Below are 20515 nucleotides of genomic sequence, written 5' to 3' on the forward strand. Positions count from 1 at the left end.
AGTAATTAGTCGTAAATTGATAAGGAATATTAAAAACCTAAAAATAAAAATAATGAGTACAAACAAAGTTTACGACAGGCCAAAATTTAAAGATCAGTACGACAATTACATCAACGGAAAATGGGCACCACCTGCATCAGGAAAATATTTTGATGTAATTACGCCTTTAGATGGCACTGTAATGACTAAAGCAGCACATTCTAACGCACAAGATTTAGATTTAGCGGTTGATGCAGCTGCCGAAGCATTTAAAACATGGGGCAAAACATCTGCAACAGAACGTAGTATTATTCTAAACAAAATTGCCGATCGAATTGAGCAGAATTTAGAGTACATAGCAGCCGTAGAAACTACCGACAATGGTAAACCGGTACGCGAAACATTAAATGCAGATATTCCGTTGGCTATTGACCACTTCCGTTATTTTGCAGGAGTAATTCGTGCCGAAGAAGGCTCGTTAACAGAATTAGATCAAAATACGGTTTCGTTAATTGTACACGAACCAATTGGTGTCGTTGCACAAATTATTCCTTGGAACTTCCCTATTTTAATGGCTGTTTGGAAAATTGCACCAGCTTTAGCTGCAGGAAATACTATTGTTTTAAAACCTGCCGAATCAACTCCGATTTCTATCTTAGTTTTAATGGAAGTAATCGGCGATTTGTTACCACCAGGTGTTTTAAACGTTGTTAACGGTTTCGGGGCCGAATTAGGTCAAGAATTAGTTGGAAATCCTAAAGTCTCAAAAGCAGCATTTACCGGATCAACCGCTACAGGACGTATGGTTATGCAATACGCTACTGAAAACATTATTCCGGTAACTTTAGAATTGGGAGGTAAATCGCCAAACGTATTCTTTGAATCGGTAATGGATGAAGACGACGATTATTTAGACAAAGCAATTGAAGGTGCTGTATTGTTTGCCTTAAATCAAGGTGAAATTTGTACATGTCCTTCTCGTTTGTTAATTCAGGAATCTATTTACGATAAATTCATCGAAAAAGTAGTAGCTCGTGTAAATGCTATTAAAGCAGGAAATCCTTTAGATACCGCAACCATGATTGGTGCACAAGCATCGAAAATTCAGTACGATAAAATTCTAAATTACATCAAATTAGGAAAAGAAGAAGGTGCTGAAGTTTTAACGGGTGGCGATGCCAACATTTTAGGTGGTGATATTGAAAACGGTTATTACATTAAGCCAACTTTATTAAAAGGTCACAACAAAATGCGTGTGTTTCAAGAAGAAATTTTTGGACCTGTATTGGCTGTAACTACTTTTAAAGACGAAGCGGATGCTATTGAAATTGCCAACGATACCATTTACGGTTTAGGTGCTGGTGTTTGGACACGTGATGCGCATCAGTTGTATCAAATTCCGCGTGCTATTCAGGCAGGTCGTGTTTGGGTAAACCAATACCACAGTTATCCTGCCGGAGCTCCTTTTGGTGGATATAAACTTTCGGGTATCGGTAGAGAAAATCACAAAATGATGTTAGGCCATTACCGCCAAACAAAAAATATGTTGATTTCTTACGACAAGAAAAAATTAGGTTTCTTTTAAAAATGAGATTATGACAAAAACATCCAGATTATCAGCTACCCCAAAAGCTTTGGAACTGATTAAAGAATTAGCGCAAGAACACGGAGATTTAATGTTTTACCAAGCAGGTGGATGCTGCGAAGGCACGCAACCCATGTGTTTTAAAAAAGGAGGTTATTTTCCAAGGATGCGCGACGTTTTAATTGGTGAGTTGTTGGGATATGATTTTTGGATCGATCATAATTTGTTTGAATATTGGAAACATGCTCATTTTGAACTCGATGTTTTAGACGGATTTGGAACGGGTGGTTTTTCACTCGAAATTCCTAAAGGCAAAACTTTTAAAGTAAATTACACTATTTTTACTCCAGAAGAAGCAGCCCAATTACCAGAACCCACAATGTATAAAGATCGAAATAAGTAAAAAGAAAATCCGCTCTACAATTTATTAGAGCGGATTTTTTTATTGATATAAATTACGATTCTCTTTCGTATTTACAGCAACCGTGTAAATTATCGTAATTATCTGTTGTTGCTTTCACTTCTTTGGTATCGTGACCTGCTTTAGCAACCGATTCCTGTACTTTTTTAGACGATGTATTATTTTCATCGATGATTAAGTGAAGCATTTGATCATCTGCATGCCATTCTGCCGATTTTACGCCTTTAACTCCAAAAGCGGCTTTTTCAATACGTTTTTTACACATATCACAATTGCCTTTTACCTCAACATCAACTTTTGCATTTTTACTTTTCTTTTCTTGCGCTGTAGATGTAAATGCAACACCCAAAACAGCCATCATCAATACTAAATATTTTTTCATTTTTCTTTATTTTTAATTGTTAGTTATTCTTTTAATTATTACAGTAAATTGTCATTCCGATACTTCGACAGGCTCAGTACAAGCTAAAGGAGGAATCTTTTTTTTACACTAAAGATTCTTCAACTACACTACGTTTCGTTCAGAATGACAAATCAAACGTTTGACTTCTCGACTCCGCTCGAAGTGACAAGCTCTTCAGCATTTGCTCCTTTGACTTAATTACTATTTAATTTTAAATCGCAATCCGGCATAATACATCTGTCCAAAAATTGGTCCGTATATAATAGTACTATCAAATTCATTGCCAAAAGGATTGTCTGCTCCTAAAATCACTCGATGTTGTTGATAATTTCCAATGTTTTCGCCACCTACGTACACTTCAAAATTATCAGAAAAAACTTTTGTTACCTGTGCATTGATCGTAGAAAACGGGTTGGTGTAACTTGCTAACTGATTTTCGATTGAATTATCGCCTGTGTAAGGTAAACGTTGTGCACCTAACCAATTCCAAGTAGCATCAAATTTCCAATAACTTCCGTTATTTTCATGAGTGGTATATTCTAAATTAGCAAAAACGCGGTGTTTTGCCTGTAAAGGTCTTTCTAAAGTTTTGTTGCTATAGGTTGTTTCAATATCGTAATATTTATATGCGGTTCTTAAATTTAAGTGCTTAATGATGTTGTAACTTAATTCGGCTTGAAATGAATTCGCGAACGATTTTCCATCTAAATTATAGAAATTAACCGAACGAGCCGATTGATCTAAATCTACTACAATTTGATTTTGAAAATCGGTTCTGTAAAAATCAAGCGTTAAACTAGCATTTTTCCCTAAAAAAGTAAAATCTTGAGTAACACTTAAACCGTAATTCCACGCGATTTCAGGATCCATTCCGTAGGCTTTTCCACCTTCGTTCAAAATATTAAACTGTCGGTTACTTGCAAATAAATATTGATTTTCTGCAAAAATATTCGCCAAACGCTTACCTCTACCCGCCGACGCCCTTAAAGTTGTTTTTTCCCACGGATTATATCGCACATGCATACGCGGAGTTACAAAAGTTCCCAATCGATTAGAATTATCAATTCGTCCACCTAAAATCAAAGCTAAATTATCGGTATTATCGTACGTATATTCAAAAAATGCTCCGTAGCTTGTATCGGTTCGGTCGAAATTTTTATTACCGTAATTTGCTATGAATTCTGAATAATCATCGTGCATAAAACTTGCTCCGGTAGAGAATTTATGCAGCGTATTACTGATGATAGAACTATACAAAAAGTTTGAATAGATGCTGCGTTGTGTTATATCGAACTGGTTTAAACCAAAATACGAATTTTGTTTATGGTAGCTGAACGAGTTTTGCCAACCGAAACTTTTGTAAGGCTGATCAGGGAAAACATACCCAACTTTTGTGCTGGCATCAAACTTATCGGTGTTTAGTTCTGATCCCCATTTTAAGGTTGTTAATTTGTGTTGATCTTTATCAAAATCGATCTCGCCTGTTTGTTTTTCGTCTTTCATATAACGTGCCGTAATAAAAGCAATCCAACCTTTTTCAAGGTTTTGATATTGCCAACGGTTCATTACATTTACCTGACTTCCCAACGGATTATCTAAAAATCCGTCGTGATTCATATCGTTCTTTTTAACGCGGGTATTTCCGTGAACAAACAACGAAGTACTCCATTTATCAGAAATTTTCTCGTTAAAATGTGCATTCAATTCAAAACGTGAATCGGTAGATCCGTATAAATTCAAAAAGAAAGGAATATCGTTTCCGGGCTTGATCAATTCGGTATTTATCTGTCCCGAAATACTTTCAAAACCATTTACAACACTTCCCGCGCCTTTAGTTACCTGAATACTTTCTACCCAAGTTCCAGGCGTGAACGACAATCCGTAAGCTTGCGAAGCACCACGAACACTCGGAATATTTTCTTCGGCAATTAAAATATACGGACTTGTTAAGCCCAACATTTTAATTTGTTTTGATCCCGAAATGGCATCAGAAAAATTCACATCGATTGATGGATTTGTTTCAAAAGATTCTGCCAAATTACAACAAGCTGCTTTTAGCAACTCGCCACTGTTCATGGTTTGCGAGTTGGTAATACCTTTATTACGTTCGGTATTTTTCTTGTTTACGTTTACAACCAATTCGTTTAAACTGGCTTCGGGTTGAATTTGAAACGTGTAAAATCGGTCTTTATCTGTTAATTCGACTTCTAAAACCTCGTATCCTTCGGCATAAATATAAACTGCAGACGGTTCGTTTAGAGTAACCTCGAACATTCCGAATTTATCAGTAGTGGCAACAACGCTGTCGTTAACCGTAATATTTGCTTTTTCTATAGATGAATTGTAAGTATCTAAAACTTTACCCTTGTAAGTATCTTGGGCATAAATGTTGTGCACGCCGAACGCACACAATAGCATTAAGGTATATTTCATGAATTTGCATAATTAATTAAACATTCTTTTGGTAAAAAATGTGTAATTATGCGTACAGCAAGTACTGATTGTAGAGTTTATATAATGGCGGAGCATTACTTTCGCAACGGAAAGTAACATTGATTTTCTTTGGCAGATTGCTTTTAGAAATAACAAGCGGCTGAAATTTATAAACAACAGGCGTTATAAAATCTGAAAACTGCTGAACGTTAAAAACCTTTATAACAACATCGTCTGTTTTTTGTTTAATGGTTTCGTTTTTACAACAATCTTTCTTTATCGTTTCGTTTTTTTCTTTGCAACATGCTTTTTCGTGCGTGTCTTCTGCACAGCCTATAGAAGCGGCGTAACCCAATTCAACTTTTTCAATTTCGTTACCACAATAATGAATATTAATAGCCAACCCTACATTTGAAAAAAGTATGGCTGCTGCTAATAAAACATTATATAGATAGCGTTGAAACATTTAAATTTTGCTACGTTTTAATTTTTTGTAAATTTACTAAAAAAAGAATATGGAAAGAGAACAATTAAAGATTTCTTTAACAGAAATTGTAAAATCGAACAAAACCATTAACGAACGATTACAAGAAATTTGTAATCTTTTACATTTAAATGTAGCAAATCACGATTGGGTTGGTTTTTATTTTGCCGATGCCAACAAGAAAGAATTGCACTTGGGACCGTTTGCAGGATTACCTACAGATCATATAACTATTCCGTTTGGAAAAGGTATTTGCGGACAGGTTGCCGAAAGTAACGAAACTTTTTTGGTTGATGATGTTACTGCTCAAGACAATTACATTTCGTGTAATATTGATGTAAAATCGGAAATTGTTGTACCTATTATTGTAAATGATATCAATATAGGTCAGATTGACATTGATTCAAACACCGTAAGCGCATTTAGTAGCGAAGACAAAGAATTATTGGAATGGCTTACCGATGAAATTGCCGAAATGTATAAAGGGTAATTTTATATTTGCAAAAAATAAATTAGAAACACCATGAAAAAACACTTTAGCAAAATTTTTATTTTATCACTATTAACCGTAACGACAGTTTTTACTTCTTGTAGTTATGAGAATGAATCAGACATAAACTATTCAAATGAATTCAAGAAAAGAGACAACGAATTTTTAAAGGAACATACACCTAAAATATCTGGTAGTTGGAAAATTCAAAAAATGGTAGTAGTTCCAAACAATGGGTCAGATATCATTAAAAATGATACTATTCTATATAATCTTGGAAGAATTGATGTCTTTGTAGAAGAAAAAGAGATGGAAGATGATAGAGTTCGATTCTATTTTAATGGAAACTTTTATGTCAATCAAGAAATAATACCATTTAGATCGTCGTTGGTACATCCAAATCTCCATGATAAGTCAATTTATTCTTTAATTCAAGTAGATCCGAAATATTTTCCTGAACCTACAATGAATTTTGATGATTTACCAGAGGAATATCAGTTTTTAGCCGACTATTTTTTTAATGACAATTATGATATAACTTCTAGCGAAGACGGTAAAACTTTAATATGGAAAGGTTTAGAATGTTCAACTAAAGAAATTATCCTAACCAAAATAGATTAATTAAAATTGTTAGATTAAAAAAAAGATGTACATTTGCATCGAATTTTATAATTCAAAACATTACATAATAATCATTTAAATAATATTAGCATGTATTTAACTAAAGAAGTTAAAGAAGAAATCTTCGCTAAACACGGAGGTGCTGCAGCGAACACAGGTTCAGCAGAAGGACAAATTGCATTATTCACATTCAGAATTTCGCATTTAACAGAGCACTTAAAAAAGAATCGTCACGATTATAATACAGAGCGTTCATTAGTTCTTTTAGTAGGTAAAAGAAGAAGTCTTTTAGATTACTTAAAGAAAAAAGATATCAACAGATATCGTGAAATTATCAAAGAATTGGGTATTAGAAAATAATCCATTTTACAACGAGGTGTGCGCATGCGCACCTCTTTTTTTTATTATATTATAAGCATAAAAGCTTGGTTTTTCATTGGGGCACACAACAACTACACAACACAACAACACAACCCATTGTTTAATCAATTAGAGAATTAATTTATGATTCCACAATTATTTGTAGAAAGCATCGATTTAGGTGATGGCAGAAACATCACAATCGAGACAGGACGCTTGGCAAAACAAGCAGATGGTTCTGTAGTAGTAAGAATTGGAAAAACGGTTATTTTAGGTACCGTTGTTTCCGCAAGAAAAGCAAGTCCGGGTATCGACTTTTTACCATTAACGGTAGATTACCGCGAGAAATTTGCAGCAGCTGGTCGTTTTCCAGGTGGTTTCTTTAAAAGAGAAGCACGCCCAAGCGACAGTGAAGTATTAACAATGAGATTGGTAGACCGCGTTTTGCGTCCGCTTTTCCCAAGTGATTATCACGCAGAAGTTCAAGTTATGATTCAGTTAATGTCTCATGACGAAGACGTAATGCCTGATGCATTGGCAGGTTTGGCAGCTTCGGCAGCACTTGCTTTGTCTGACATTCCTTTTGAAACATTGATTTCTGAAGCAAGAGTTGCACGTATTGATGGAAAATTCATCATTAACCCTTCTCGTGCACAATTAGAATTGTCTGATATCGATATGATGATTGGTGCTTCAAGAGATTCTATCGCAATGGTAGAAGGCGAAATGAAAGAAATTTCAGAAAAAGAAATGGTTGAAGCCATTAAATTCGCGCACGAACACATTAAAGTACAAATTGATGCGCAAGAAAGATTGGCAGCTGCATTTGGAAAGAAAGAAGTTCGTGAATACGAAGGAGAAAAAGAAGACGAAGCTATTTTAGCAAAAGTTAAAGAAGCAGCTTACGATAAAATTTACGCTATTGCAAGTAAAGGTTCTGCAAAACACGAACGTTCTGCTGCTTTTGATGCTGTAAAAGAAGAAGTAATTGCATTGTTTACAGAAGAAGAATTATTAGAAAACGGAGATTTAGTTTCTAAATATTTCAAAAAAGTAAACAAAGACGCTGTTCGTAACGTAACTTTAGATTTAGGAACACGTTTAGACGGAAGAAAAACAACTGAAATCCGCCAAATTTGGTGCGAAGTTGATTACTTACCATCTGTTCACGGTTCTGCATTGTTTACACGTGGTGAAACTCAAGCATTAGCAACTGCAACTTTAGGAACTTCTAGAGAAGCAAACGTTATTGATTCACCATCTGAACAAGGAGAAGAAAAATTCTACTTACACTATAATTTCCCACCATTTTCAACAGGAGAAGCTCGTCCGTTAAGAGGAACATCAAGAAGAGAAGTTGGTCACGGAAACTTGGCGCAACGCGCATTAAAAAACATGATTCCTGCAGATTGCCCTTATACAATACGTGTGGTTTCTGAAGTATTAGAATCAAACGGATCGTCTTCAATGGCAACTGTTTGTGCAGGAACTTTATCGTTGATGGATGCAGGTATTCAAATGATTCGCCCTGTTTCTGGAATCGCGATGGGATTGATTACCGATGGAGATCGTTTTGCCGTTTTATCTGATATTTTAGGTGATGAAGATCATTTAGGAGATATGGATTTCAAGGTAACAGGAACTTCAGAAGGGATCACAGCTTGCCAAATGGATATCAAAATTGACGGATTGAAATACGAAATCATGGAGCAGGCTTTAGAGCAGGCTCGTGAAGGACGCTTACATATTTTAGGAAAACTGACTGAAACTTTAGCGAAACCAAACGAAGAAGTTAAAGCTCACGCTCCAAAAATTATCACAAGAACAATTCCAGGAGCTTACATTGGTGCACTGATTGGTCCGGGTGGTAAAGTAATTCAAGAATTACAAAAAGCTACAGGAACAACAATTGTGATCACCGAAGTTGATGAAGAAGGTATTGTTGAGATTTTAGGAACTGATCCTGCAGGAATTGAAGCAGTATTGGCAAAAATTCAATCGATCACTTTTAAACCACAAGTTGGCGAAGCTTACGAAGTAAAAGTAATTAAAATGTTAGAATTTGGAGCTGTAGTAGAATATACTGCTGCGCCAGGTAACGAAGTTTTATTACACGTATCTGAATTAGCTTGGGAACGTACAGAAAACGTTACCGATGTTGTAAACATGGGCGATGTATTCCAAGTTAAATACTTAGGTTTAGATCCTAAAACAAGAAAAGAAAAAGTATCGCGCAAGGCATTATTACCTCGCCCTCCAAGACCAGAAGGAAAACCTGAAAACAAAGGAGAAGGCAAGTCTGACAATAGAGAAAACAGAACAGCGCACAGAAATAACGATAACAAACCTTCTAACGACAAGAAAGAAGAAAACAACTAGTCTTTGTTAAATCTATTCTAAACCGATGAGCAAACCTCATCGGTTTTTTTATTTTTACAACCAAAACAAACCAATTATGAAAAACACCTTCTTACTTTTTGTGTGTACACTTGTTACACAAATTATCACTGCACAAAACATCAACCTGCAAATTTCAGATTCGGAAACAAAAGAATCAATTGAATTTGCAACCGTGCTTCTACCCGATTATAAAAAAAGTTTTGTATCAAACGAAAAAGGAATATTTATGATCGATACAAACAAATACAAACTACCGCTAAAAGTAATTGTGGAACAATTTGGGTTTAATCAAAAAGAAATCACACTACAAAACAACACAAGTGCTTATAATATTTTTTTAGATCCGGCTACAGAAGTATTGCAAGAACTGATTATTCCGCCAGCAAACGCCAAAATTAAAGAACGAACTTACGGCAGAACTAAAGAAGGATGGGACAACATAAACTTTGAACTGACTAATTTCGATTTTAGCAATAAAGATTCAGGAACTGAATTTGGATTAATTATTAACACAAACAAATATTTAAAAAAGCTTAAGAAAGTAAATTGGCACATAAATGTTGTCACCTTTAAAAAAGCTGTTTTTAATTTACAATTCTATGAGGTAGAAAATAACAAACCATCAAAACGTATTCCTCACAGTGAAATAAACTTTACAGTTAGCGAAAATCAAAAAGGCTGGTTGGTGATAAATACCGAAGATTTAGATATATTTTTCGATGGAACTAAAAAAATTGCAGCTATCATAAAAACTCAAAAAGTTGATTTTAAAAAGGGAGAGAAAGAAGCCACTTTAATAATGAATGCTGCATTTACAACATCCAACATGTTAACAATGCGAAGCAATCTTTACGAGAAATGGGAAACGGGTCCTGCAAGTTTCCCCTTATATATCACAGTAGATTCGTACGAATAAAACCAAATAAAGCTTATGAAAAATTCTTTTTTATTATTTTTATTTACATTTACTACACAGATTACTTTTGCACAAAATGTAAAGCTTCAAATAAATGATAAGCAGACTAAAGAAGCGGTTGAGTTTGCTACAATTCTATTGCCCGATTATAAAAAAAGTTTGATATCTAACGAAAAAGGCCTCTTTATTCTTGATGCTCAAAAATACAAATTTCCTTTAAAAGTAGTAATTGATCATTTTGGTTTCGATAAAAAAGAAATCATACTACCAAATAGTAATTCTTTAAAAATTATATTTATTGAACCATCGTCAGAATTATTACAAGAAATAATTATTCCGCCAGCAAACGCTAAAATTAAAGAGCGAACTTATGGCAGAACAAGTGAAGGATCAGGAATAATGTCTGGTGAAGATTCATCCTCTAGTTATAACACGAGCTATGAATTTGGCATGATAATTAATATTAAAGAGAAATTCTTAAAAGTAAAAAAAATTCATTGGCATTTAGAAGGCTTTACTTTTAAACGTGGTTTTTTTTCTGTTTACTTTTATGAAGTAAAAAATGGCAAACCATATAAAAGAATACCTCATCAAAACATTAACTTTATTTTATCACATAAAACCAGAGGTTGGAATACTATCAACATTGAAGATAGAGATTTTTACTTAAGCAGTTACAAAAAAATTGCTGTAATAATTAAACAGCAAAAAGTCGAGTTTAACGATGGTAAAAAAGAAGGTTCTTTCTTTCAAAACATAGGTTTAACTAGCGGAAGTACTTTTTTCACAAGAACTTCTCCTGATGACGAATGGCTGGCTATACCTGCAAGTATTCCTTTATATATCACCGTAGATTCATATGAATAAAAAGTTTTAGAACCTTTGCCAAAGTTCTTAATATATACAGATTTTAACACAGTATTTTACGCTCTATTGTTCTTTAAAAAATCAGTAAATTGTAATTGTTCTAATTCTAATAATTTTGGATAATCAAATTTCCAATATTCAAACTCTTCTCTACTGATTTCAGTTATTTCATCAGAATTTACATTGAATTCACCCTTAATATACTCGTCTAAAAATTCGTTAAATAATTGTTCTATTGGATATTTAATAAAAGGAAACTCCATCTGATGTTCATATATCTTTTTTTGAAATTGTATAATTTCATCGTTATGAACTGCGAAATAAAAATTTTCTATCGTAGAATTAGTTTTGAAATCAAAAATATTAGCAACGAAAAATTTCGCCTCTAAATCAATTTTTAATAAATACCTAGCTTCATCAAATGTTTTACATTTCTGTAAAATCAATGGATAAGAAAAATCAAAAACTATGTAACAATCATCTTCTTTAAAATAACCAGATTTTATTTCAAATCTTTCTAATTCTAAATTATGTTCAAAATATGGATCGTAATAAAAAGAATCTTCCTTATTATGATCAAACCATTTATAAAAAAAATCTTTTGCTTCTATATCAGTTAAGCAATATTGTCTTCTTATATGCTCTCCAGGAATATCATATATTATTCTATCTGCGACACAATCTATTAGTGTCACTTCACCATGACGGTTAATAGATAATATTTTAAGTCCTTTTAATATCTCAATATTTTTTATCGTATATAGTTCATTTTCTGTTTGAGAATGTCTAGTAATATCTAATCCCCCAATTATTCTAACAACATTCTGATTAATCATAAGAGAAAACAATTCGTTTATGTATTCCATGGCTAATAATAAAAATTAATATAAACTTAAATATTTTATTTTGTATTCATAAAAGAATTTCATTTGATTTTCTCAACATAATAATTCCTCCAACACCTATCCATACAACATTGATTATTTATTATTCGCATACTAAATGTTTAAAAAATCGAATTGAATTACCCGCTTTATATCACGGTAGATTCGTACGAATAAAAAAAGTTTTACAAACTTTTGTAACATTTTGTAACATGCTGCGTATAACTAACAGTTAACAACAAAGGAAGGGGTTATTTAAAACATGAGACAACTTAAAATTACCAAACAGGTAACCAATCGTGAAACGGCATCGTTAGACAAATATTTACAAGAAATTGGTAAAGTAGATTTAATTACTGCAGACGAAGAAGTAGAATTAGCACAACGTATTAAAGCGGGCGATCAACGCGCTTTAGAGAAATTAACAAAAGCTAATTTACGTTTCGTAGTATCGGTAGCAAAACAATACCAAAATCAAGGTTTAACACTACCCGATTTAATTAACGAAGGAAACCTGGGATTAATTAAAGCCGCACAACGTTTTGATGAAACACGTGGTTTTAAATTTATTTCATACGCCGTTTGGTGGATTCGTCAATCAATCTTATCAGCTTTAGCAGAACAATCACGTATCGTACGTTTACCATTAAATAAAATTGGATCTATCAACAAAATCAACAAAATGTATGCGTTGTTAGAACAATCGAATGAACGTCCGCCATCGGCAGAAGAAATCGCTAAAGAATTAGACATGACGGTTAACGACGTAAAAGAGTCAATGAAAAACTCTGGTCGTCACTTATCAATGGATGCGCCTTTAGTAGAAGGAGAAGATTCTAACTTGTACGATGTATTGCGTTCCGGCGAATCACCAAATCCGGATCGTGAACTGATTCATGAATCATTAAGAACAGAAATCGAACGTGCGTTGGAAACATTAACTCCGCGTGAAGCAGATGTTGTTCGTTTGTATTTTGGTTTGGGCGATCAACACCCAATGACATTAGAAGAAATTGGGGAAACTTTTGATTTAACGCGCGAACGTGTTCGTCAGATCAAAGAGAAAGCAATCCGCAGATTAAAACATACATCTCGCAGTAAAATCTTAAAAACCTATTTAGGATAATATCAATTTTAAAACTCGTTATTTAGGTAACGAGTTTTTTTATGCCCACTTTGTAACAAATCGAAATAAACGATACTAACATTTTGTAAAAATTATTCTGCTTTGAAAGCCACCGAAAAAGAATTCTTGGATTTAATGCAAAAGCACAAGGGAATTTTATATAAAATTTCCAGGATGTACTTTGACCATACGGAAGATCAGCAAGACTTGATTCAGGAAATGACTTTTCAATTGTGGAAATCGTACCAAAACTTTAAAGGCGACAGTCAGTTTTCTACCTGGATGTACCGCGTTTGTTTGAATACTGCTTTAACCTTCTTTAAAAAAGACGACAAAAAACAGGACAAATACGAACTTCATGAAAATTATGACCGCATAGATACTGACGACAGCGCTTTTAAAGAAGAACAGCTAAAATATTTTTACGATGCCGTGCAAGAACTCAACAAAGTAGAAAAAGCCCTTATTTTCTTGTTTTTAGAAGGAATAAACCATAAAGACATTGCCGAAAACCTGGGTATCAGCGAAGTAAATGCGCGCGTAAAGTTAAACAGAACAAAGGAAAAATTACAAACCATCATAAAAAAGAACGGATATGAATTTTGATGAGTTACAAAAAAAATGGGACAATCAGCCCGAAAAAGATATTAACATAAAAGCAGAATATTTAACCAAAAGTAAATCGCTTGCCGAAAAAATCATTAAAAGTTTTAAGCGCGAAGCCATTTTTTGGATCGTAAGTATTGTGTTTATTTTAATAGTTCCTTTAATGGAATCGTCGCAAATACACGGTGTTTTAAGTCTTATATATTACTTTTTGGTGTGCCAATTTATCGTTTTTGGGCTGTATTATTACCGCCGATTTTACACGATAAGCAAAATGATTAAACAACCCAACACGTTTAGCAGCCGCGAAAGTATTATTAGATTGTATTATGAGTTTTATTTTGCAATTGAAACCTATCGCTCGTCTATTTACATTTTGTTGCCAACGTCTATAGCTTTGTTTGTAATTACGGCAGGTAAAGATAAAACGTGCGATTTGGTAGATAAATTCTATCATTTTAAAGAAACTTTTCAAGCCGATCCTACGTTTATTTACATGGTGTTTATTTTGGGAATTGTAACAATTGTACTATTGATTTTGTTTTCGGAATGGATTATTAAGAAGTTTTACGGCAGCTATTTAAAACAGCTGAAAGAACTAATGGACGAATTTGAAGATTAACAAAAAAGCAACTCGAATGAGTTGCTTTTTTTAGTAATAGGTAATTGTTCTGTTATGAATATTCGTGGAAAACTCAGTGGTAACAATTGATTGAACCCAATTACCTATTTCATCGAATTGATACTGAATATCAAATTCATATTTTTCATTAAGTTTGTTATCAAGATAAAATTCTAAACCACAAAATGTACCGTATTGATCAAAAAAATTTACTGCTTTTTCTGTAACCCCGTCATCATTCAACGTATTTCTTTCCAATCTAATTAACATCATTGCATCATTGTGGAAATATTCTGTTGTATTAAAAATTTCTCCAGATTCATCATAAGAGATCGTTTTATACATTAAATCTTTCTTATCGTAATAGAATTCAGCAAGTTTTATTATTTTGCTGTCTTCATTATTATAAACCGTTTCTAGCCAACCTGTAGAATTTTTTTCTTTTTTTCTTGTTACACTATCATGATTTGGCGAATTTTTAAATTCCAATAAATAGCCTTCTTTCGTAAACTGTTTTTCACTTGTTAAAGATGAGCAATCTTTAGTTTGTGCTTTACCGTAGTTGTGGGAACACATTTTAAGTTCTTCTTGAATTGATTTCACTTTTCCCTTCAATCCAAAAGATTCTAAACTTTGGGCATTTAAATTCAATCCAAAAAACATGACAACTAAAACAATATTCTTCATAAACAATTCAATTAGAAAAATAAAGATATAAAAAAAAGCAACTTCAATGAGTTGCTTTTCGTTTTCATGAGATAACAATATTAGTATCTATAATATTCCGGCTTAAATGGTCCTTGAACCTCCACACCAATATAATTTGCTTGTTCTGTTGATAAGGTTTCTAATTCTACACCTAATTTAGCCAAGTGCAATGCAGCTACTTTTTCATCTAAATGTTTTGGTAGCATGTACACATCGTTCTCGTATTTATCAGCATTGTTCCATAATTCGATTTGTGCCAATGTTTGGTTTGTAAACGAGTTACTCATTACAAATGACGGATGACCAGTTGCGCAACCTAAGTTAACCAAACGTCCTTCAGCCAAAATAATAATATCTTTTCCGTTTATGTTGTAAATATCAACTTGTGGTTTCACTTCTTTTTTAGTAGCTCCGTAAGTTGCGTTTAACCAAGCCATATCAATTTCATTATCAAAGTGACCAATGTTACAAACAACCGTTTTATCTTTCATTTTTTCGAAATGACGCCCCACAACGATGTCTTTATTTCCGGTAGTTGTAATAATGATGTCTGCATTACCAACAACAGTATCTAATTTTTTCACTTCAAAACCATCCATAGCTGCTTGTAGCGCACAAATTGGATCAATTTCGGTAACCGTAACAATAGATCCAGCTCCGCGGAAAGACGCTGCTGTTCCTTTACCAACATCACCGTAACCACAAACAACCACACGTTTACCAGCCAACATTAAATCGGTAGCACGACGAATAGCATCAACAGCCGATTCTTTACATCCGTATTTGTTATCGAACTTCGATTTTGTAACCGAATCGTTCACATTGATTGCCGGCATTGGCAAAGTTCCTGCTTTTACACGCTCATATAAACGATGAACACCAGTTGTAGTTTCTTCAGACAAACCTTTAATTCCTGCAACCAATTCTGGGTAACGATCAATAACCATGTTGGTTAAATCGCCACCATCATCTAAAATCATGTTTAACGGCTGACGGTCTTCACCAAAGAACAATGTTTGTTCAATACACCAGTCAAAATCTTCTTCGTTCAAGCCTTTCCATGCATAAACCTGAATTCCTGTTTCGGCAATTGCAGCTGCAGCCTGATCTTGTGTAGAAAAAATGTTACAAGAACTCCAAGTAACTTCTGCACCCAAAGCTTTCAACGTTTCAATTAACACAGCCGTTTGTATGGTCATGTGCAAACATCCTGCAATACGCGCACCCTTTAAAGGTTGTTCGTTTTTATACTCTTCACGAAGCGCCATTAACCCTGGCATTTCAGCTTCTGCTAACTCAATTTCTTTTCTTCCCCAAGCCGCTAATGAAATATCTTTCACTTTAAATGGCACGTAAGGTATCGTTTTTGTACTCATGTATTCTGTATATTTGTATATCAAATTGTTTGCAAATTTACGCATTTCATTTTAAAAGATTGCAAACGAAATCATAAACCGTTACAATATGCCCTTATTTAAAACTATTTCGTACGACATTGATACGCAGATATTTATTTGGAAGATTTTAGAAAGCGAAGCCGAATTGAATACTGCCGTTACGTTACAGGACAAACATTTGCACAGATTGAACGGAATGCTATCTGAACAACACCGTAAGGGATTTTTGAGTGTTCGGAAATTATTGATGGAAGCCGGTTATACCGATTTTGATTTGAATTATGATACCAACGGAAAGCCGAGTTTAGCAGATGGAAAGCATATTTCAATAACCCATTCTTATGATTTTTCTGCGATTATTGTCAGCACTCAAAACGTTGGGATTGATTTGGAAAAACAGCGTGAAAAGATCATTAAAATTGCCGATAAATTTATTGGATCTGAAAACAGTTTTTTGAATACTGAAAGGAATTATAAAGAAGATTTAAGTGTAATCTGGGGTGCGAAAGAAGCTTTATACAAAATGTGCAATTCTCGCAGTTTGAGTTTTAAACAGGATATGCATATTCACGATTTTACTAAAAACACCAACCAAGGCACAGCCACAGTTAGTTGTAAAGAATTAGATTTTGATTGTCGATTTACTTTTCATTTTGAAACCTTTGAAAATTACACTTTAGTTTACGCATTAGAAAATGAATGATTTTTCTTTCCCACAGATACAAAGATAATTTACTAACCAATTTGATTTTATTTACAGATATAATCCGTGTATCTGTGGCAAAAACACAAAACTATGAATAAAGAAATTATACAAACCGAAATACAATACAAAGCCGTGCGCAGTTCGGGTGCGGGTGGACAAAACGTAAATAAAGTTGCTACAAAAGTGCAGATTCAGTTTTTTGTGGAGCAAAGCAACGGCTTAACTGCCGATGAAAAATCAACATTGACAGAAAAATTAGCCAACCGCATAACCAAAGAAGGTTTTATAATGGTTGAATGTGGCGAAACCCGCAGTCAGCTTAAAAACAAAGAACTATGTACCCAACGTTTATTTATGTTATTGGAAAGTGCTTTAAAGAAAGATAAAAAACGTATTGCTACTAAAATTCCTAAAGCGGTAATTAAAAAACGTTTAGAAGACAAACAACGCATCGCCGATAAAAAAGAGAATAGAAAGTTTAGGTTTTAGATTATGGGAAAAATAGACAAACACATATTACAATCGTGGATAATAACGTTACTTACAAGCCCTATTTTTTTTATACTTCTAATTATTTTTGAGGATGGTTTAAACAGAACCGAAGCCAAAGATTTCTTTACTCTTTATTTTCTATTTGTTATAATAGGTACTTTTTGCGCTGTACCCACTTTAGTGTTTCTTATACTTATTTCTCATTTTTGTAAAAATCATGTATATTGGAACAAAATATCAATAAGTTTAACGACAACTGTATTTATATTCTTATCTTTTATATTAGCAGACATGAATTTTTTTTCAAACGGCAATATTAAATTCATCTTATTCCCATTAATATATTCAATAATTTTCACTGTTGCTCTTTATAAATCAAACAATCTATGCAATTCCATTCAAAAGCTAAAGAACAAGCGTTAATGCGTTTACATGTACAGCACGAAATTGCTGTTGCAGGCATTAACAAAAACGAAGAATTAACCAAAGAAGAACAGCAAAAGGCTTTAAAAGAAGAATTAATCAATTTTAATCAAAAGAAAAAAGGGTTACAAGGCTCTGCTTTCTAATCTTTCGCCTATCATCTTTTTTCTATTATCTTTTCTCTTTCATCTCAAAAAAACCATTATCTTTGCCCCGTCTCAAAGGGGTGCCAAATATCGGCTGAGATCATACCCGTATAACCTGATTCGGATAATGCCGACGTAGGGAATTGAACAAATACACTATGAGTGCACGCATAAGTTGCTGTTCGTAACGAAAACATTTTTATTAATCTAAACAAAATAAAAGCCCCTTTTATTTGTAAAATTATTTTTACGAATGAAAACTCATTTTTTGTTTGCAGGTTTTTGTCTTTCGGCAATTTCCATGCAGGCACAAACGCAAACCGAAACTAAAAAAGACACTATTTCAATAGAAACTTTAGATGAAGTTTTAGTACAAGCCGTTCGCGCAACCAACAAAACGCCTATTGCTTTCAGTAATTTAAGCAAAGAAGAACTGGCAAAACGCAATCTGGGTCAGGATATCCCTGTTTTAATGAACTTTATGCCGTCTGTTGTTACAACTACCGATGCCGGTAATGGCGTGGGTTACACCGGAATTCGCGTTCGTGGTAGCGATGGTACGCGAATAAACGTTACCATTAACGGTATTCCGTACAACGATGCAGAATCGCACGGAAGTTTTTGGGTAAACATGCCCGATTTTGTTTCAAGCGTAGAAAATCTGCAATTACAGCGCGGTGTTGGTACATCAACCAACGGATCGGGTGCTTTTGGAGCGAGTTTAAACTTATTGACCGACAAGTTTTCGTACGATGCTAATGGAGAAATCGCTAATTCCATCGGAAGCTTCAATACTAGAAAACATACGGCAAAATTCAGCACCGGATTAGTAAACAACACCTTTGAATTAACGGGTAGATTATCAAATCTTTATTCAGACGGATATATTGATCGTGCTTCATCTAAACTTAATTCTTACTTTTTACAGGGAACTTTCATTAACGAAGAAACATTATTGAAAGCGTTGGTTTTTGGCGGAAACGAAAAAACGTATCAAGCGTGGAACGGTGTTGAAGATAAAGAGGTGTTGAAAAACAACCGAACGTTTAATCCATCCGGAGCATATATCGATGATAACGGCGTACAACGATTTTACGATAACGAAACCGATAATTACAAACAAGACCATTATCAACTTCATTGGAACGAAAAGTGGAACAGCAATTGGAATTCTAATTTAGCCGTTCATTATACCAAAGGTTTTGGTTACTTTGAAAATTATAAGGTTGATGAAGATCTTGCTGATTATGGCATGCAGCCTATGGAAGTAAATGGTGAAACAAAAGAATCATCTGATTTAATTCGAAGAAAATATCTGGATAATCAATTCTACGGAATTACTTTTTCGGCTCAATACGCCAAAGATAATCTAGAAGTACTTTTTGGTGGAGCTGCAAATACTTATGAGAACGATCATTATGGCGAAGTTTTATGGATTCGAAATCAGCCGCAAAATCAATTTAAACAAGAATATTACAGAGATAATTCTACCAAAAATGATAAAAATACGTTTGTAAAGGCAACTTATGCCTTACAAGATAAATGGATTTTGTTCGGAGATTTACAGTATCGTAATGTAACCTATAAAGCCAACGGAAACGAAACAGGTTTGGTTGATGATAAATTCAATTTCTTTAATCCGAAAGCAGGTATTACTTATAAAATAGACGATGCCAGCAGTGCCTATTTTTCGTACGCAAGAGCAAATCGTGAACCCAATCGTAACGACTATGAAAACGGAAATCCCAGACCGGAAAAGCTGAACGATTTTGAATTAGGATGGAGATATGCTTCTCAAAAATTAGCGGTAAACGTTAACGGATATTATATGTTGTACAAAGATCAGTTAGTGTTGACAGGTGCTTTGAACGATGTAGGAGCTGCCTTGCGTGAAAACAGTGGAAACAGCTACCGTTTGGGTATTGAAATTGACGGATCGTGGCAGTTTGCTCCCAAATGGTTAATTAATCCGAATGTTACGTTGAGTTCAAACAAAAACACCGATTACAAAGCAGAGAAAGATGGATCATTAGTTAATTTAGGAAACACCAATATATCATTTTCGCCAAATTTAATTATTGGTAATGCCTTAACTTTTTCGCCGGCAAAACAGTTAAACCTTACATGGCTTACCAAATTTGTAGGCGAACAATACATGGGAAATACCGATTCTAAAGTTTCAAAGCTAGATTCTTATTTAACAAACGATATTAATGTGGTGTACGAAATGCCCTTAAACAGATGGTTTAAATCGATATCATTCAATTTATTGGCGAATAATATTTTTAACGTAAAATATATTTCAAACGGATATTATTACACCTACGATGACAATTGGTCAAACCCCGGAACAGTGCAAACCATAGAGGGTACAGGATACTATCCGCAGGCACAATTCAACATTCTGGGTGGTGTAACGCTTAAATTTTAGTCTAATCAACCTTAA

Annotated in this window: 21 protein-coding genes and 1 riboswitch; of the genes, 15 read left to right on the forward strand and 6 right to left on the reverse strand. The window is 33.9% G+C overall.

Annotated features, from left to right (window positions below):
- Positions 1–52: 52 nt before the first annotated feature.
- Positions 53–1564, forward strand: coding sequence for an aldehyde dehydrogenase family protein (locus EG242_RS05855; protein ID WP_124898967.1), 1512 nt, complete (start codon positions 53–55; stop codon positions 1562–1564).
- Positions 1565–1574: 10 nt separating this feature from the next.
- The gene (locus tag EG242_RS05860; RefSeq protein WP_124898968.1) at positions 1575–1967 is read left to right on the forward strand and encodes a DUF779 domain-containing protein; all 393 of its coding nucleotides are present in this window, start codon (positions 1575–1577) and stop codon (positions 1965–1967) included.
- Positions 1968–2019: 52 nt separating this feature from the next.
- Here EG242_RS05860 and EG242_RS05865 read toward each other — a convergent pair whose 3' ends face one another.
- From EG242_RS05865 to EG242_RS05875, 3 genes are all read right to left on the reverse strand, one after another.
- Complete coding sequence (locus tag EG242_RS05865; RefSeq protein ID WP_124898969.1) at positions 2020–2367, reverse strand: heavy-metal-associated domain-containing protein; 348 nt, start codon at positions 2365–2367, stop codon at positions 2020–2022.
- Positions 2368–2589: 222 nt separating this feature from the next.
- The gene (locus EG242_RS05870) at positions 2590–4821 is read right to left on the reverse strand and encodes a TonB-dependent receptor plug domain-containing protein (RefSeq protein WP_124898970.1); all 2232 of its coding nucleotides are present in this window, start codon (positions 4819–4821) and stop codon (positions 2590–2592) included.
- 46 nt (positions 4822–4867) lie between these two features.
- Complete coding sequence (locus EG242_RS05875) at positions 4868–5287, reverse strand: HYC_CC_PP family protein (protein ID WP_124898971.1); 420 nt, start codon at positions 5285–5287, stop codon at positions 4868–4870.
- A 49-nt stretch (positions 5288–5336) separates the two neighbouring features.
- Here EG242_RS05875 and EG242_RS05880 point away from each other — a divergent pair, with 49 nt between their 5' ends.
- The 6 genes from EG242_RS05880 (at position 5337) to EG242_RS05905 (ending at position 10959) form a co-directional block, all read left to right on the forward strand.
- A complete protein-coding gene (locus tag EG242_RS05880) occupies positions 5337–5795 on the forward strand; it encodes a GAF domain-containing protein (RefSeq protein ID WP_124898972.1) in 459 nt (152 codons plus the stop codon).
- Positions 5796–5828: 33 nt separating this feature from the next.
- Complete coding sequence (locus EG242_RS05885) at positions 5829–6416, forward strand: hypothetical protein (RefSeq protein WP_124898973.1); 588 nt, start codon at positions 5829–5831, stop codon at positions 6414–6416.
- Positions 6417–6506: 90 nt separating this feature from the next.
- Positions 6507–6776 carry a 30S ribosomal protein S15 gene (gene rpsO / locus EG242_RS05890; RefSeq protein WP_091517771.1) on the forward strand — a complete coding sequence of 90 codons (270 nt, stop codon included), beginning with the start codon at positions 6507–6509 and terminating at the stop codon, positions 6774–6776.
- Between the two features lie 144 nt (positions 6777–6920).
- Positions 6921–9155, forward strand: coding sequence for a polyribonucleotide nucleotidyltransferase (locus EG242_RS05895; protein ID WP_124898974.1), 2235 nt, complete (start codon positions 6921–6923; stop codon positions 9153–9155).
- A 76-nt stretch (positions 9156–9231) separates the two neighbouring features.
- Positions 9232–10092, forward strand: coding sequence for a carboxypeptidase-like regulatory domain-containing protein (locus tag EG242_RS05900; protein WP_158608849.1), 861 nt, complete (start codon positions 9232–9234; stop codon positions 10090–10092).
- Between the two features lie 15 nt (positions 10093–10107).
- Entirely contained in the window at positions 10108–10959 is an 852-nt protein-coding gene (locus EG242_RS05905; RefSeq protein WP_124898976.1) for a hypothetical protein, read from the forward strand.
- 56 nt (positions 10960–11015) lie between these two features.
- Here EG242_RS05905 and EG242_RS05910 read toward each other — a convergent pair whose 3' ends face one another.
- Entirely contained in the window at positions 11016–11825 is an 810-nt protein-coding gene (locus EG242_RS05910; RefSeq protein ID WP_124898977.1) for a hypothetical protein, read from the reverse strand.
- Positions 11826–12105: 280 nt separating this feature from the next.
- Here EG242_RS05910 and EG242_RS05915 point away from each other — a divergent pair, with 280 nt between their 5' ends.
- From EG242_RS05915 to EG242_RS05925, 3 genes are all read left to right on the forward strand, one after another.
- Entirely contained in the window at positions 12106–12969 is an 864-nt protein-coding gene (locus EG242_RS05915) for a sigma-70 family RNA polymerase sigma factor (protein ID WP_090677933.1), read from the forward strand.
- Between the two features lie 102 nt (positions 12970–13071).
- A complete protein-coding gene (locus EG242_RS05920; RefSeq protein WP_124898978.1) occupies positions 13072–13575 on the forward strand; it encodes an RNA polymerase sigma factor in 504 nt (167 codons plus the stop codon).
- Positions 13565–14197 (forward strand): hypothetical protein, encoded by a 633-nt coding sequence (locus EG242_RS05925; RefSeq protein WP_124898979.1) that lies wholly within the window; start codon positions 13565–13567, stop codon positions 14195–14197. The genes EG242_RS05920 and EG242_RS05925 overlap by 11 nt, the downstream gene beginning before the upstream one ends.
- Positions 14198–14227: 30 nt before the next feature.
- Here EG242_RS05925 and EG242_RS05930 read toward each other — a convergent pair whose 3' ends face one another.
- Positions 14228–14884: a hypothetical protein gene (locus tag EG242_RS05930; RefSeq protein ID WP_124898980.1), complete on the reverse strand. Its 657-nt coding sequence runs from the start codon at positions 14882–14884 to the stop codon at positions 14228–14230.
- An 80-nt stretch (positions 14885–14964) separates the two neighbouring features.
- Positions 14965–16281, reverse strand: a complete 1317-nt coding sequence (gene ahcY, locus EG242_RS05935) for an adenosylhomocysteinase (RefSeq protein WP_124898981.1) — start codon at positions 16279–16281, stop codon at positions 14965–14967.
- Positions 16282–16369: 88 nt separating this feature from the next.
- Here ahcY and EG242_RS05940 point away from each other — a divergent pair, with 88 nt between their 5' ends.
- From EG242_RS05940 to EG242_RS05955, 4 genes are all read left to right on the forward strand, one after another.
- Positions 16370–17005: a 4'-phosphopantetheinyl transferase family protein gene (locus tag EG242_RS05940; RefSeq protein WP_203227684.1), complete on the forward strand. Its 636-nt coding sequence runs from the start codon at positions 16370–16372 to the stop codon at positions 17003–17005.
- A 93-nt stretch (positions 17006–17098) separates the two neighbouring features.
- A complete protein-coding gene (arfB, locus tag EG242_RS05945) occupies positions 17099–17497 on the forward strand; it encodes an alternative ribosome rescue aminoacyl-tRNA hydrolase ArfB (protein WP_124898982.1) in 399 nt (132 codons plus the stop codon).
- A gap of 389 nt (positions 17498–17886) precedes the next feature.
- Positions 17887–18069 (forward strand): hypothetical protein, encoded by a 183-nt coding sequence (locus EG242_RS05950; RefSeq protein WP_124898983.1) that lies wholly within the window; start codon positions 17887–17889, stop codon positions 18067–18069.
- 66 nt (positions 18070–18135) lie between these two features.
- Positions 18136–18229, forward strand: a riboswitch (TPP riboswitch).
- Between the two features lie 93 nt (positions 18230–18322).
- Positions 18323–20500 (forward strand): TonB-dependent receptor, encoded by a 2178-nt coding sequence (locus tag EG242_RS05955; protein WP_124898984.1) that lies wholly within the window; start codon positions 18323–18325, stop codon positions 20498–20500.
- Positions 20501–20515: the final 15 nt, after the last annotated feature.

It is taken from the genome of Paenimyroides viscosum (assembly GCF_003858535.1).
Lineage (GTDB): Bacteria > Bacteroidota > Bacteroidia > Flavobacteriales > Flavobacteriaceae > Flavobacterium > Flavobacterium viscosum.